Consider the following 13957-nt stretch of genomic DNA (forward strand, 5'->3'; position numbering starts at 1 on the left):
GAACAACAACGGGGATAACGTTTTCCGCATAAGCTCAATGCAGTCCATCCCATGCTTGTGAGAGGTTCATCGTGCTGATCCGTCATAAATTGATCTTGAATACCGCGCTGGTCGCCGTTGCCATGCTGGTATTGAGCGGCCTGTTTCTCTACTCCAACCAGGTGAGTCGCCATCTGACCGAGGCCCAGCGCAACGTGGACGGGCTCGAGATCGCCATGCTCAACCTGCGACGGGCCGAGAAGGATTTCCTGATCCGCAAGGATCCGGCCTTCGTGACCCGCTTCAACGAGGTGCTGGCCAATTTTCACCAGCTCAACCAGACCTTGGGTCAGGATGACAACCTCAGTGCCGTGCAGGGCGAACTGACCCGGCTGGATCAGCAGATGGGGGCCTATGGCAAGGCCTTCAACGATCTGGTGGCCCAGCAGCAGATCATCGGGTTGGGGCCGGAAGACGGCCTCTATGGGCGTTTGAGAACGGCAGTGCATCAGGTGGAAGAGGGGCTCAAGCAGCTGGATGAACAGGGGCTGCTCATCACCATGTTGCAGCTGCGGCGGGCGGAGAAAGACTTCATGCTGCGCTCCGACATCCAGTATCTGGAGCGCTTCCAGACCCTGCACAAGGATTTCCAGCAGCGGCTGGCAACCTTGCCGGAGGCTGATCGCGGCAAGCTGGAGCAGGCCAGCGAGCAGTACCGACAGGACTTCGTCGCGCTGGTGCAGGGCATGCAAGTGCTGGGACTGAGTGAAGATGAGGGGCTGCGCAATGAGATGCGGGGCCTGGTGCATCAGACCGAGCAGGGCTTTACCGCCGTCGGCAAGCACGTCGCCGACGAGCTGGTACGGCAGACCTCGCGCCTCAATACCTTGATGCTGGTCTGTGGCGGCATCATCATAGTGCTGATTGGCATCATGAGCATGCTGCTGGGGCGCAGCATCGACCGCCCCATCTCGCGGGTGAACGACACCGTCAACCGCATCCGGCAGGATAATGACCTGCGCCTCAAGATAGAGCTGCAGGGGGCGGACGAGATGGCCCAGCTGGCAGGCAATCTGGACGTGATGCTGGGGGGCTTTCGCCACCTCATCGGCGACGTTAAGCAGAGCGTGCACACCCTGACCGAGGCGGCGGATCACCTCTCCGGCAACGTCCGCCGCACCAGCGAGGGGGCCGCTCGCCAGTTGCAGGAGACCGACATGGTGGCGACCGCCTCCACCGAGATGGGCTCCACCATAGAGGAGATCGCCCGCAACACCGAGCAGGCCGCCAACAATGCCCAGACCACCAACAACAAGGCGATGGAGGGACGCAGTGCGGTGGAGAACACCGTCAGCCAGATCCGCTCCCTGGCCGACAACCTGGAGAACTCCTCCCGCGAAGTGGCCCAACTGCAGCAGGAGAGCGAAACCATCGGCTCTGTGCTGGACGTGATCCGCGGCATCGCCGAGCAGACCAACCTGCTGGCGCTCAACGCGGCCATCGAGGCGGCGCGGGCGGGGGATCAGGGGCGCGGTTTTGCGGTGGTGGCGGACGAGGTGCGCAGCCTCGCCATCCGCACCCAGAAGTCGACCCAGGAGATCGCCGGCATCATCAGTTCGCTGCAGAAGCAGACCGGCAACATAGTGGGCATGATGGCAACCTGCCGCGAGCAGGGCAACAGCAGCTCGGAGCAAGCCAGCATGGCGGGCGAACTGCTGGAGCAGATCACTCAGGACGTCACCCACATCATGGACATGAGCACCCAGATTGCGGCAGCGATCGAGCAGCAGAGCCTGGTGGCCAACGAGGTGAACCGCAACGTCAACAACATCCGCGACATCGCCCAGGAGTCGAGCCTGATGGCGGAGGAGAACGCCAAGTCGAGCCACGGCCTGACCGAGCAGGCCAAGCTGCTCAACCAGGCGGTGGCCAAATACCGGGTGTAGCGGCCGCGCCGAATGAAAAAGGGAGCCATCAAGGCTCCCTTTTTACTGCCAAGCGGATTAAAGCAGGAACAGGGTGGCCAGCCCCAAGAAGATGAAGAAGCCGCCGGTGTCGGTGATGGCGGTGATCATCACGCTGGCACCCACCGCCGGGTCGCGGCCCAGTCGGCTCATGGTCATGGGGATGATGACCCCCATCAGCGCCGCCACCAGCAGGTTGAGCATCATGGCGAGCGTCATCACCGCGCCCAGCGCCGCATCCTGATAGAGGATGTAGGTGGCCACCCCCATGGTGCCGCCCCACACCAGGCCGTTGATCAGGGCCACCCCCAGCTCGCGCCACAGCAGGAAGGAGACGTTGCCGGTCTGGATATGCTGCAGCGCCAGCGCCCGCACTATCATGGTGATGGTCTGGTTGCCGGTGTTGCCGCCGATCCCGGCGACGATGGGCATCAGGGCCGCCAGCGCCACCAGCTGGGAGATGGTGTGCTCGAACAGGCCGATCACCCGCGATGCCACGAAGGCGGTGCAGAGGTTGATGGCGAGCCAGGCCCAGCGGGTCTTGACCGCCTTGGAGACGGGGGCGAACACGTCTTCTTCCTCGCTGATCCCCCCCATGCGGCGCAGGTCGGTGTCGCTCTCCTCATAGACCAGGTCCACCACCTCGGCGACGGTGAGCCGGCCCATCAGCTTGCCCCTGGCATCCACCACGGCGGCGGAGACCAGGTCGTCCCGCTCGAAGGTGCGGGCGGCGGCCTCGTCGTTGTCTTCCGGATCGAAGGTGACCGGATCCTTCTCCATCGCTTCGCTCACCAGGGTTTCGGGCTTGTGCAGCAGCACGGCGGTGAGGGGCAGCTCCCCCTGCAGCCGGTTGCGCCGATCGGTGACGAACAGCTTGTCGGTGTTCTTGGGGATCTGGCCGCGCAGGCGCAGATAGCGCTGGACGGTGGCCAGGGTCACGTCGGGCCGCACCGTGATGAGCTCGAAGTCCATCATGGCGCCGACCGTGTGCTTGCCGTAGCGGATCACCTCCCGCACCTTGTCCCTGTCCACCGGCGCCATGGAGGTGAGCAGCCGCCCCATCAGGTTGCGGGGCAGGTGCTGGCCCAGGTAGATCTGGTCGTCGATGTCGAGGGTGCTCAGGGCGTGCAGCAGCTCCTTGTCGCTCATGCCGCTGATCAGGCTGTCCCACACCGTCTCTGACGCCTCGACCAGGATCTGGCCGTGCTTCTCCTCGTCCACCTGCTGCCACAGCACGTGGCGCTCGTCCGGCGGCAGGGATTCCAGCGCATCGGCGATATCGGCGGCGGGCAGGCTGTTGACCAGCCGGGTGAGCTCGCTGGTCTGATCCCGCAGGGTGGCATCCTGCACCCCTTGCGGGTCGAGCAGGCTGTCGGTGAGGGCATCATCGGCCAGCAGCAGGGTGAGAATACGTGATCTGTCTTGTTCACGCTGTTTGGCGCTGTTCTTGGCGGGGAGGGACATGAAGCAGAATTCCTGAATTCGGTGGTCCGGCTGACACACCCCATAGGATACCAGACTCAAAACAAGAGGTTATGACAGTAAATGCAGAAAAAGAAACGCCACCCTAGGGTGGCGTTGGATTAGAAGCCGCGATCAGGCCGAGGCCAGGGCCGCGTCTGCGGTGCCTCCTTGCCCGAACCAGGCGAGCTGGTCCGCCAGGGTCACCACAGAGCCCACCATGATGAGGGCCGGACTCTCGACCCCCACCGCCAGCGCGGGCAACTGATCCAGGGTGCCGCGAATGACCCGCTGGCTTGGCTGGGTGCCACGCTCGATCAGCGCCACCGGGGTATCGCCTGCCTTGCCGTGGGTCAGCAACTGCTCGCGGATGGTAGCACAGGAGGAGAGCCCCATGTAGAACACCAGGGTCTGTTTGTCTTTGGCCAGCAGCGGCCAGTCGAGATCCTGGGCGCCCCCTTTGCCGTGGGCGGTGACGAAGCGCACGCTCTGGGCGTGATCGCGGTGTGTCAGTGGAATGCCGGCGTAGGCCGCGCAGCCGCTGGCCGCCGTGATCCCCGGCACCACCTGAAAACCGATGCCGCTGCCGACCAGCGTCTCCAGCTCCTCGCCGCCACGGCCGAAGATGAAGGGGTCGCCCCCCTTCAGCCGCACCACCCGCTGGCCCTTCTTCGCCTCCTCCAGCAACAGCTGGTTGATCCCCTCCTGCGGCACGCAGTGGTTGCCCGCCTGCTTGCCGACGAAGATGCGCTTGGCGTCGCGGCGCACCAGCGCCATCACCTCGTCGGAGACCAGCCGGTCATAGACCACCACGTCCGCCTGCTGCATCTGGCGCAGGGCGTGCAGGGTGAGCAGGCCCGGATCGCCGGGGCCTGCCCCCACCAGTACCACCTCGCCACCGGTCTGGCTTTCGTCGGCAAACAGGCTGTCGGCCAGTTGATTGGCAGAGGCGCTATCGCCCCGTGCCAGTGCCTGCCCGAGCCGGTCCGCCCCGAGCAGCCGTTCCCAGAAGCGGCGCCGCTCGCCCATGCTGGCGAAGCGGGCCTTGACCCGCTCCCGCAGGCTGCCGGCGAAGGCCGCGACGGCGCCCAGATGTTGCGGCAGCAGGGCTTCGAGTTTTTCCCGCAGCAGCCGGGCCAGCACCGGTGCCTTGCCGCCGGAGGAGATGGCCACCATCAGCGGCGAGCGGTCGATGATCGACGGCATGATGAAGCTGGAGCGTTTCGGGTCATCCACCACGTTGGCAAATATCCGCGCCTGATTGGCGCTCTGGTAGACCAGGGCGTTCACCTCGCGCCGATCGGTGGCGGCCACCACCAGCCACTTGCCCGTCAGTTGTGCCGGCGCGAATTCACCGGCCAGCCACTCGATGCTGCCGTTGGCAGCCAGCTCTGCCAGCTCGGGGTCGAGCTCGGGCGCGACCACGGTGAGCTGGGCACCGGCATCCAGCAGCAGGCGCGCCTTGCGCTGTGCTACCTCGCCGCCGCCGACCAGCAGCACGGGTTTGTTGTCGAGTCGGCAAAAGATGGGCAAGTAGTCCATGGGGCCTCCGGATCAGGCGGTTTGGGTCTGGCTGGCAGTGGTGGCGGTCTCGCTCACAGCGACCGGGCGCTCAGCCTTGGGGGTGGCATACCAGTAGCCGAGGCCCATGAAGAGGGCGCCGGAGACGGTGTTGCCCAGGGTCACCCACAGCAGGTTGTGGCCGATGCCACCCAGGGTGTAGGCCTCGGAATGGGCACCAAACCAGGAGAGGGCAAACAGGGTCATGTTGGCGACCGAGTGCTCGTAGCCGGAGGCGATGAAGGCCAGCAGGCACCACCAGATGGCGATGAAGCGGGCGGCACCCTCGGTGCGCAGCGCCATCCAGATGGCGAGGCAGACCAGCCAGTTGCAGAGGATCCCCTTCATAAACAGGGTCAGCGCCGGAGCCTGGGTTTTGGCCAGCGCCACCTTGTGGGCCAGACTGCCCGCGTCCGGCAGCAGGCTGCCGCCGTAGGAGTAGATGAGCGCCACCACGACGGAGCCAATCAGATTGCCGGCCCAGGTCTGCGGCAGGATGCGCAGCAGGTCGGCCATGGTGATCTTGCCCGCCTTCACCCCGAAGGTGAGGAACATGGTGTGGCCGGTGAACAGCTCGGAGCCGGCGATGATCACCAGCGTCAGGGCGATACCGAAGGTGGCCCCCATCACTAGCGGTCGGATGCTCGGATCCACCAGATTGCCGAGGGTGAATATGAGGATGATGCCGAGGCCCACATAGGCCCCCGCCATGGCGGAGCTGAGCCAGAAGCCGAGTTTGTCGCTGCGCTCGAAGCGGTTGATGCGGGCCGCGTTGGCGGCGCACTTGTTAATGGTTTCCGTGTACATCTTGTGAGTCCTTGAAAGGGCTGCCTGCAGGCAGCCCGAAAGAGAGTGAAATCGGCGTTAGACGGCGACCCAGACCTGCTGGTCGCGTACTTCAACGGGATAGCTTTGCACCGACATGGCGGCGTTCTCGAGGCAGTGGCCGTCGCGCAGACGGAAGTGCTGCTTCTTGAGCGGGCTGGCGACCCAGAGCTCACCCTCATGTTCACCTACGATGCCGCGCGACAGCACGTTGGCGGCGAAGAAGGGATCCCGGTTGTCGATGGCGAACACCTCGGCCGCCGCGCTCGGGCGGAACAGGGCAATTTGACGCCCCTCGAGCAGAGCACAGACGCCGGTGCCAGGCAGGATGTCGTTGAGTTGGCAGGCTAATTTCATCATTTGGTCTCCACCTCGATCTGGTAGACAGGGATGCGCTCGGCCGGGGTGGCCGGTCGGTGCTGGTCGCGCTCGCTGACGAACTGAACGTCCGGGTCGCGCTTGTCGCTATTGATGAAGTGGCTGAAGCGTTTGAGCGCTTCCTCTTCATTAAGGGTTCGCGACCATTCGCACTCGTAGCTGTCGATAAGGCGTTGGATATCGCGCTCCAGCGTCTCGGCCAGCCCCAGCTTGTCGTCGACGATCACCTCGCGCAGGTAGTCGACGCCCCCTTCCAGATTGCCGAGCCAGACCGAGGTGCGCTGCAGTTTGTCGGCGCTGGTGACGTAGAACATCATGAAACGGTCGATCAGCTTGATCAGGGTCTCGCGGTCGAGATCGGAGGCCAGCAGGTCGGCGTGGCGCGGCTTCATGCCGCCGTTGCCGCCTACATAGAGGTTCCAGCCCGCGTCGGTGGCGATGATGCCGACGTCCTTGCCCTGCGCTTCCGCACATTCACGGGTACAGCCGGAGACGCCGAACTTCATCTTGTGGGGGGTGCGAATACCCTTGTAGCGGTTCTCGAGGAAGACCCCGAGGCCGACGCTGTCCTGCACGCCGAAACGGCACCAGGTGCTGCCGACGCAGGTCTTGGCCATGCGCAGCGCCTTGGCGTAGGCCTGACCGGTCTCGAAACCGGCCGCCAGCAGTTTGCGCCAGATGGCGGGCAGATCATCCTTCTGGGCTCCGAACAGACCGATGCGCTGGGCGCCGGTGATCTTGGTGTAGAGCTTGTAGTCGCGGGCCACTTCGGCCACTGCCAGCAGCCCTTCCGGGGTCACTTCACCGCCGGCCATGCGCGGGATGACGGAGTAGCTGCCGTCCTTTTGCATGTTGCCGAGGAAGATGTCGTTGGTGTCCTGCAGCTGGGTATTGAGCGGGCTCAGCACATAGTCGCTCCAGCAGGAGGCGAGGATGGAGCCGACGGTCGGTTTGCACACCTCGCAGCCATGGCCGTGACCGTGCTTGGCCAGCAGCTCGTCGAAGCTCTTGATCCCCTCCACCTTGACCAGGTGGAACAGCTCCTGACGGGAGTAGGGGAAGTGGCCGCAAAGGTGGTTGTTGACCTCGATGCCCTGCTTCACCAGCTCGGCGTTGAGCACCTGGCTGATGAGCGGCACGCAGCCGCCACAGCCGGTACCGGCCTTGGTGTGCTGCTTGATGGCGGCCAGGGTGGTGTGACCCTCGGCCACCGCCTTGGCGATATCGCCCTTGGAGACATCGAAGCAGGAGCAGATCTGGGCGCTCTCAGGCAGGGCATCCACCCCCAGGGTCGGCTTGGCCCCGGCGTAGGCGGGCAGGATCAGGGTGTCCGGGTGGCTCGGCAGCGGCAGGGCGTTGAGCATCATCTGCAGCAGGTTGCCGTAATCTTCCACGTCACCCACCAGCACGGCGCCGAGCAATCGGCTGTTGTCTTCGCTCACCACGATCTTCTTGTAGACGCCGGCCTGGTCATCCTGGAACACATAGCTGTGGCTGCCCGGGGTGCGGCCGTGGGCATCGCCGATGGAGCCGACGGAGACGCCGAGCAGCTTGAGCTTGGCGCTCATGTCCGCCCCCTCGAAACGGCTGTCGCCGCCGAGCAGATGGTCGACGGTGATCTGGGCCATCTTGTAGCCCGGTGCCACCAGCCCGAAGAAGCGGCCCTGCCAGGCGGCACACTCGCCGATGGCGTAGATGTCGGGGTCGGAGGTGAGGCAGTGATCGTCGATCAGCACGCCGCCACGGTCGGCAATGGCCAGTTCACAGTAACGGCCCAGGGTATCCTGCGGGCGGATGCCGGTGGAGAAGACCACCACGTCTACTTCCAGCTGGCTGCCGTCGGCGAAGGCGAGGCGGTGCTGGGCGTCGCGGCCGCCGTGCATCAGGATCTCGCTGGTGCTCTTGCTGGTGTGCACCTGCACGCCCATGGATTCAATCTTGCGGCGCAGCAGCTGGCCGCCCTGACCATCGAGCTGCTCGGCCATCAGCACCGGAGCAAACTCCACCACGTGGGTCTCGAGACCCAGCGCCTTGAGGGCGCCGGCGGCTTCGAGGCCAAGCAGGCCACCCCCGATCACCACCCCGCTCTTGCCGCTCTTGGCGGCGCTGCGGATGGCTTTCAGATCCTCGATGGTGCGGTAGACGAAGCACTCGTGGTGCTGACTGCCCGCAATGGGCGGCACCCAGGGGTAGGAGCCGGTGGCCAGCACCAGCTTGTCGTACTCGACCACAGTGCCCTTGTTGGAGTGCACTTCGCGGTTGGCCCTGTCGATTTTTTTCACCGCTTCGCCGAGCAGCAGGCGGATGCCGTGCTTGTCGTAGAAGCCGGGTTTGACGAGGGAGAGATCTTCGCTGGTGTGATGGGAGAAGTAGGAGGAGAGATGGACGCGATCGTAGGCGGGACGGGGTTCTGCACCGAAGACGGTGATCTCGTAGCGGCCCGGGTCGGCCCGCTCGATCAGCTCTTCGATGAAGCGGTGCCCCACCATGCCGTTGCCCACAACGACCAGTCTGACTTTGCTCATAGTTGCCTCAAGTTTGGAGTAATAAAACATCATTCTGGGGCTAGGCTACCCAGTCGGCAGGGGTGGGCGATTGATGCAAATCAAGTGTCTATTTATATATCTCCTCAGGGGTAATTCGAGAAAATTCAACACTATACAAAAATAGGTATGCCAGTTAATGATTTCTGGGCTAGCTCGGGGTGAGGGGTGGTGGAGGGAAAGCCCGGTTTACCCACGGCCGGGGAGTGAAAACTTCTGGCGGAAAATGGCCGGCCTCGCGCTGGGCGAGATCGGCATCAGCTGAACAAGGTGGCGCGTCAGGCGATATGGCGGCGGAACATGGCGAGCGCCAGCGACAGGGTGACGCCGGCGATGGCGAGCAGCGGCCAGAGCAGGGGCCAGGCGTCCGACCAGTCGAACCCCTTGAGGAAGACCCCCTTGAGCAGCACGATGAAGTGGGTGAGGGGGTCGATGGCCGCCAGCCACTGGAACACCTGCGGCATGTTCTCCACCGGCGAGATGTAGCCCGAGAGGATCACCGCCGGTACGGTGAAGGAGAAGACCCCGAGAAAGGCCTGCTGCTGGGTCGAGCAGAACGACGAGATGAAGAGCCCGATCCCGGCCAGTGCCAGCCCGTAGCAGACCATGCCCGCCATCAGCAGGCTGAGGCTGCCGGCAAAGGGGAGGTGAAAGACAAAACGGGCGGCCAGCGCGACTATGCACCCTTGCCCCACCGCCACCATGATGCCGGGCACCGCCTTGCCCGCCATGATCCAGCCCGCGGTGAGGGGGGAGACCAGCAGCTGATCGAAGGTGCCTTCTTCCCGCTCCCGCGCGACCGAGAGGGCGGTGACAATCAGGCAGCCGGTGGTGGTGATGATGGCCACCAGCGCCGGCAGGATATGCCAGTGGAATTCGACGTTGGGGTTGTAGAGGTTGCGCACCGCCAGCTCGGGTTGCCCCTTGCCCTCACTTTGCCAGCGGGCGATCACCTGACTGATGTAGCCAGCCGCCACCTGACCGCCGTTGGAGCGGCGGCCATCGATAATCAGCTGCACCCTGGCCGGTTCGCCCCGCGCCAGCCGACGCGAGAAATCCCCCGGAATAATCAGCCCGAGCAGTGCCTGCTGCCCGGTGATGGCCTCGGTCATGCCCGCCTCGCCCTGCACCGGGATGATGGTGGTAAAGGCGGGCATATGGGTGAGGCGCTCCAGCAGCTCGCGGCTCTGGGCTCCGCCATCCTGGTTGTAGATGGCCAGCGTGTTGCCGGTCACCTCCAGAGTGGCGGCGAACGGGAAGAGGGCGGTTTGCAGCAGCACCGGCATGATGAGCAGAAAGCGCCCCTGGGTATTGCCCAGCAGGGCCTGCAGCTCTTTTCGGATCAGCCACCAGAGTCGGATCAGCATGGGTTACTCCAGAGTGCGCCGCGTCTTGCGGGCGGTCAGGGCCAGCCAGAAACCGGCCAGCAGCAGCAGACAGAAACCGTTGACCAGCAGGATCGAGAAGACGCTGCCCGCCTGATAGAGGGTCTGCAGGGAGCTGGCGAAGTAGCGGGCCGGAATGAGGTGGGTGATGGCTCGCAGCAGCGGCGGCATGCTGGCGATCTCGAACACGAAGCCCGACAGCATCACGGCGGGCAGAAAGGCGGCGATCAGCGCTGCCTGCGCGGCGTTGAACTGGCTGCGCATCACGGTGGAGAGGAACAGCCCGAGTCCGAGGGCGCTGCCGAGAAAGACGCTGGTGACCAGAAAGAGCAGCAGCAGGGAGCCGCGCCACGGCACGCCCATTACCGCCACCGAGAAGAGCAGGCAGAGCAGCATGGCGATGATGCCGAGGCCATAGTAGGGCAGCAGCTTGGAGAGCAGCAGCTCCCCCTTGGTGACCGGGGTGGCGAGCAGCGCCTCCATGGTGCCGCGCTCCCACTCCCGCGCCACCACCAGCGAGGTGAGCAGGGCCCCTATGATGGTCATTACCACCGCAATGGAGCCCGGCACCAGAAAGTTGCGGCTCACCAGCGCCGGGTTGAACCAGGCGCGGCTCTCTATCGACACCGGCATGGCGACCCCCTCGCCTGCGAGCCACCCCTGCCAGATCCCCTGCACATAGTTGGTGACGAAGTTGGCGGTGTTGGGCTCGGAGCCATCGGTGAGCAGCAGCGCCTGCGGCGTGCCATTGCCCTGACCGGCCATGGCGCGGGAGAAGCCGTCGTCGATCACCAGCAGGCCGCGGATCTCGCCACGGGCCAGAGTGGCGAGCAGGGACTTCTTGCTCGGGCCGCTGTGGATCTCCAGCGCGGTTGAGCCGCGCAGGGCCTGCTCCAGCCGCACCGCCGGGGCTCCGCTGTCGGTACGCCAGATGCCGAGGCGCAGATGGTCCACATCCAGATTGATGGCGTAACCCATCACCACCAGCAGCACCACCGGCATGATGAAGGCGATGAGGATGCTGCTCGGGTCACGGACGATTTGCAGCGTCTCCTTGCGGCAGAGGGCCAGCAGTCGCCGACGGTTGATGCTCATGCGTCCTCCTCGCTGGCCCGCTCGACCAGGGTGATAAAGGCCTCTTCCATGGTCGGCAAGGAGCCGGTTGGCAAAGAGGTCGCCTCCTCTTTGGCGGCCAGCCCCTTGAGATCGTCCGGAGTGCCGAGCGCCAGCAGCTTGCCGCGATAGATGAGGGCAATGCGGTCGCAATACTCCGCCTCATCCATAAAGTGGGTGGTGACCAGCACGGTGACGCCGTGGTCGGCCAGCGCGTTGATGTGCGACCAGAACTCGCGCCGGGTCACCGGATCGACCCCGGAGGTGGGCTCGTCGAGAAATAGCAGCGGCGGCTCGTGCAGCAGGGCGCAGGCCAGCGACAAGCGCTGGCGCAGGCCGAGCGGCAGGGATTCCGCCTTCTGATCGAGCCAGGGGGCGAGGGCAAAAGCGGTCACCATGGCGTCGATCCGCGTCTGCTGGTGGCGGCCGAACAAACCGTAGATACCGGCGAAGAAGGAGAGGTTCTGGGCCACGGTGAGCTGCTTGTAGAGGGAGAACTTCTGCGCCATGTAACCGAGGCGCTGGCGTGCCGCCGAGGGGCTGTGGGCCAGATCGATGCCGGTCACCAGCGCCTGCCCCTCGCTCGGGCGCAGCAGTCCGCACTCCATCTTGAAGGTGGTGGACTTGCCCGCCCCGTTGGGGCCGAGCAGGCCAAAGATCTCGCCGCGGCGCACCGCAAAGCTGACATCATCGGTGGCGGCAAAATCGCCGAAGCGCTTGGTGAGGTGGCGCGCCTCGATCACCGCCTCGGGGGAGACCCCCTGCGGCAGTTCGGCTTCCCGCATCCCGGCCGCCAGACTCGACTCCCCACCGGGGCCGCCGCCGAGCAGGTCGATAAAGGCATCCTCCAGCCGGGGCTGGGCCGGTTGAAAGGTGCCGTTGGCGAGATGCAGCTCCGCCAGCGGCGGGGGCGTCATGCCCGGGTGCAGCAGCAGGCGAACCCGCTCCCCCGCCACGGCGCCATCCATCACCGCGGGGTGCGCCAGTGCCCGGCGCAGTAGGGCGCGCCGCTCGCGGCCATCCAGTTGCCCCGCCTCCAGCAGCCAGCAGCGGCTGGCCATGGCCCCCATCAGATCGGCCGGCGTGCCGCTGGTGCGCACCTCGCCATCCGCCATCAGCAGCACGTGGTCGCACAGCTCCGCCTCATCGAGATAGGCGGTACTCCAGAGCACCGTCATCCCCCCCTTGGCCAGCTCGCGCACCATCTGCCAGAGGGCGCGGCGGGAGATGGGATCGACCCCGACCCCGGGTTCGTCGAGCAGCAGCACATCCGGGGTGCCGAGCAGTGCGCAGGCCAGCCCGAGTTTCTGCTTCATCCCGCCAGAGAGCTTGCCCGCCGGTCGTGCGGTGAAGCGAGCGAGATCGGTGAAGGCGAGCAGCCGCGCGAAGGTGGGCGTGCGTTCGGGCTCCAGTACGCCGCGCAAGTCAGCGTAGAGGGTGAGATTTTCCAGCACGCTGAGATCCTCGTAGAGGCCGAACTGCTGGGGCATGTAGCCGAGGCGCTGACGCAGCAGATCTCCCTCGCTCACCGGGTCCAGCCCCAGCACCCGGATGGTGCCCGCTTCGGGGATCAGCAGACCGGCCAACAGGCGCAGCAAAGTGCTCTTGCCCGCGCCGTCGGGGCCGACCAGCCCGGTGATGCCGCCAGCCGGAATGGTGGCCGAGATGGCGTTGAGGGCGACCCGCTCGCCAAAGCGTTTGGTGAGCCCCTCAAGGGAGATGGCGCAGCTCATGGCGCCAGCCTGACGGTGACCGGCATTCCTTGGCGCAGTGCCGGGTCGGGGTCCTGCACCACGATGCGCAGCCGGTAGACGAGGTGAGTGCGAAGATCCGGCGTCTCCACCGATTTCGGGGTGAACTCGGCGGTGGGCGAGACAAATCCCACCACCCCGTGATAGGGCTGATCCGGCCGCGAGTCGGTGGTGAGGATCACCCTGGCGCCGCTCGGGAAGTGACCGAGCCAGGGCTCCTCCACATAGGCGCGCACCCAGACTGGCGCGGTCAGGGAGAGGTTGAAGGCGGTCGCTCCGCTCTGGACCATGCTGCCGTTCTCGATGGCGCGGCTGATGATGATGCCGTCGCTGGGGGCGGTCAGGCTGGCATCCGCCAGCGCCAGCTCGGCACTGGCGAGCGCCGCTTTGGCCCCTTCCAGCTGGGCATCGGACTGGGCGATTTCCTCCGGGCGGTAGCCGGTTTCGAGCTGGGCGAGCTGTTCGCGTGCCGAGCGTACCTGCGCCTGGGTCTGATCCCGCTGGGAGCGGGCGGTATCGAGCTGACCGCGGGAGATGGCGCCGGTGGCTGCCAATGCGCTCTGGCGGCGCCACTGCTGGTCGGCCTCCAGCGCAGCGGCCTCGGCGGCGGCCAGTGCGGCCCGGGCGCGGTCGGTCTCTTCGCTGCGATAGCCTTTGTGGATCAAGGCGTTGGCGGCAGTGAGCGCAGCCAGATTGGCGCGGGCGCGGTCGCGGCTGTGGGTGAGGGGAACCGGATCGAGGCGGGCCAGCAGTTGACCGGCTTTTACGCTATCTCCCTCATCGACCTGCACCTGATCGACGCGGCCGCCGACCCGAAAGGCCAGATTGACGTCGCGAATATCGACGTTGCCGTAGAGAATGGAGCCGTCGGCCGGGCGCCCCTGCCACCAGAGGTAGCCACCGATAACGGTTAGCAGCAGGGCTACGATTGCAATGCGTTGCTTCATACCGCTTCTCCTTGAGGGTGGTTCTGCAGCCAGAGGTAACCACTGAGAACC

At 65.4% G+C, this 13957-nt stretch carries 10 protein-coding genes; 1 reads left to right on the forward strand and 9 read right to left on the reverse strand.

Annotation, left to right across the window (positions count from 1 at the left end):
- Nucleotides 1-71 precede the first annotated feature (71 nt).
- The gene (locus tag AACQ43_RS18690; RefSeq protein WP_168968246.1) at nucleotides 72-1925 is read left to right on the forward strand and encodes a methyl-accepting chemotaxis protein; all 1854 of its coding nucleotides are present in this window, start codon (nucleotides 72-74) and stop codon (nucleotides 1923-1925) included.
- A gap of 57 nt (nucleotides 1926-1982) precedes the next feature.
- Here the strand turns inward: AACQ43_RS18690 and mgtE are convergent, their stop codons facing one another.
- The 9 genes from mgtE to hlyD all read right to left on the reverse strand — a co-directional run bounded on the left by mgtE (nucleotide 1983) and on the right by hlyD (nucleotide 13906).
- The gene (mgtE, locus tag AACQ43_RS18695) at nucleotides 1983-3407 is read right to left on the reverse strand and encodes a magnesium transporter (protein WP_168968248.1); all 1425 of its coding nucleotides are present in this window, start codon (nucleotides 3405-3407) and stop codon (nucleotides 1983-1985) included.
- A 132-nt stretch (nucleotides 3408-3539) separates the two neighbouring features.
- The gene (gene cysG, locus AACQ43_RS18700; protein WP_168968250.1) at nucleotides 3540-4946 is read right to left on the reverse strand and encodes a siroheme synthase CysG; all 1407 of its coding nucleotides are present in this window, start codon (nucleotides 4944-4946) and stop codon (nucleotides 3540-3542) included.
- A gap of 12 nt (nucleotides 4947-4958) precedes the next feature.
- On the reverse strand, nucleotides 4959-5771 hold the full coding sequence (nirC, locus tag AACQ43_RS18705) for a nitrite transporter NirC (RefSeq protein WP_168968252.1): 813 nt from the start codon (nucleotides 5769-5771) through the stop codon (nucleotides 4959-4961).
- Nucleotides 5772-5828: 57 nt separating this feature from the next.
- Nucleotides 5829-6146, reverse strand: coding sequence for a nitrite reductase small subunit NirD (gene nirD / locus AACQ43_RS18710; RefSeq protein ID WP_016352322.1), 318 nt, complete (start codon nucleotides 6144-6146; stop codon nucleotides 5829-5831).
- Nucleotides 6146-8692, reverse strand: coding sequence for a nitrite reductase large subunit NirB (nirB, locus tag AACQ43_RS18715; protein WP_168968254.1), 2547 nt, complete (start codon nucleotides 8690-8692; stop codon nucleotides 6146-6148). Before nirB ends, nirD begins: the two co-directional genes overlap by 1 nt.
- A gap of 296 nt (nucleotides 8693-8988) precedes the next feature.
- On the reverse strand, nucleotides 8989-10077 hold the full coding sequence (locus AACQ43_RS18720) for an ABC transporter permease (RefSeq protein WP_168968256.1): 1089 nt from the start codon (nucleotides 10075-10077) through the stop codon (nucleotides 8989-8991).
- Nucleotides 10078-10080: 3 nt separating this feature from the next.
- The gene (locus tag AACQ43_RS18725) at nucleotides 10081-11190 is read right to left on the reverse strand and encodes an ABC transporter permease (protein WP_168968258.1); all 1110 of its coding nucleotides are present in this window, start codon (nucleotides 11188-11190) and stop codon (nucleotides 10081-10083) included.
- A complete protein-coding gene (locus tag AACQ43_RS18730; protein ID WP_168968260.1) occupies nucleotides 11187-12941 on the reverse strand; it encodes an ATP-binding cassette domain-containing protein in 1755 nt (584 codons plus the stop codon). Before AACQ43_RS18730 ends, AACQ43_RS18725 begins: the two co-directional genes overlap by 4 nt.
- Nucleotides 12938-13906: a secretion protein HlyD gene (gene hlyD, locus AACQ43_RS18735; protein ID WP_168968261.1), complete on the reverse strand. Its 969-nt coding sequence runs from the start codon at nucleotides 13904-13906 to the stop codon at nucleotides 12938-12940. The genes AACQ43_RS18730 and hlyD overlap by 4 nt, the downstream gene beginning before the upstream one ends.
- Between the last annotated feature and the right edge of the window lie 51 nt (nucleotides 13907-13957).

The organism is Aeromonas sp. DNRA1 (assembly GCF_963888745.1).
Taxonomy (GTDB): Bacteria; Pseudomonadota; Gammaproteobacteria; order Enterobacterales; family Aeromonadaceae; genus Aeromonas; species Aeromonas hydrophila.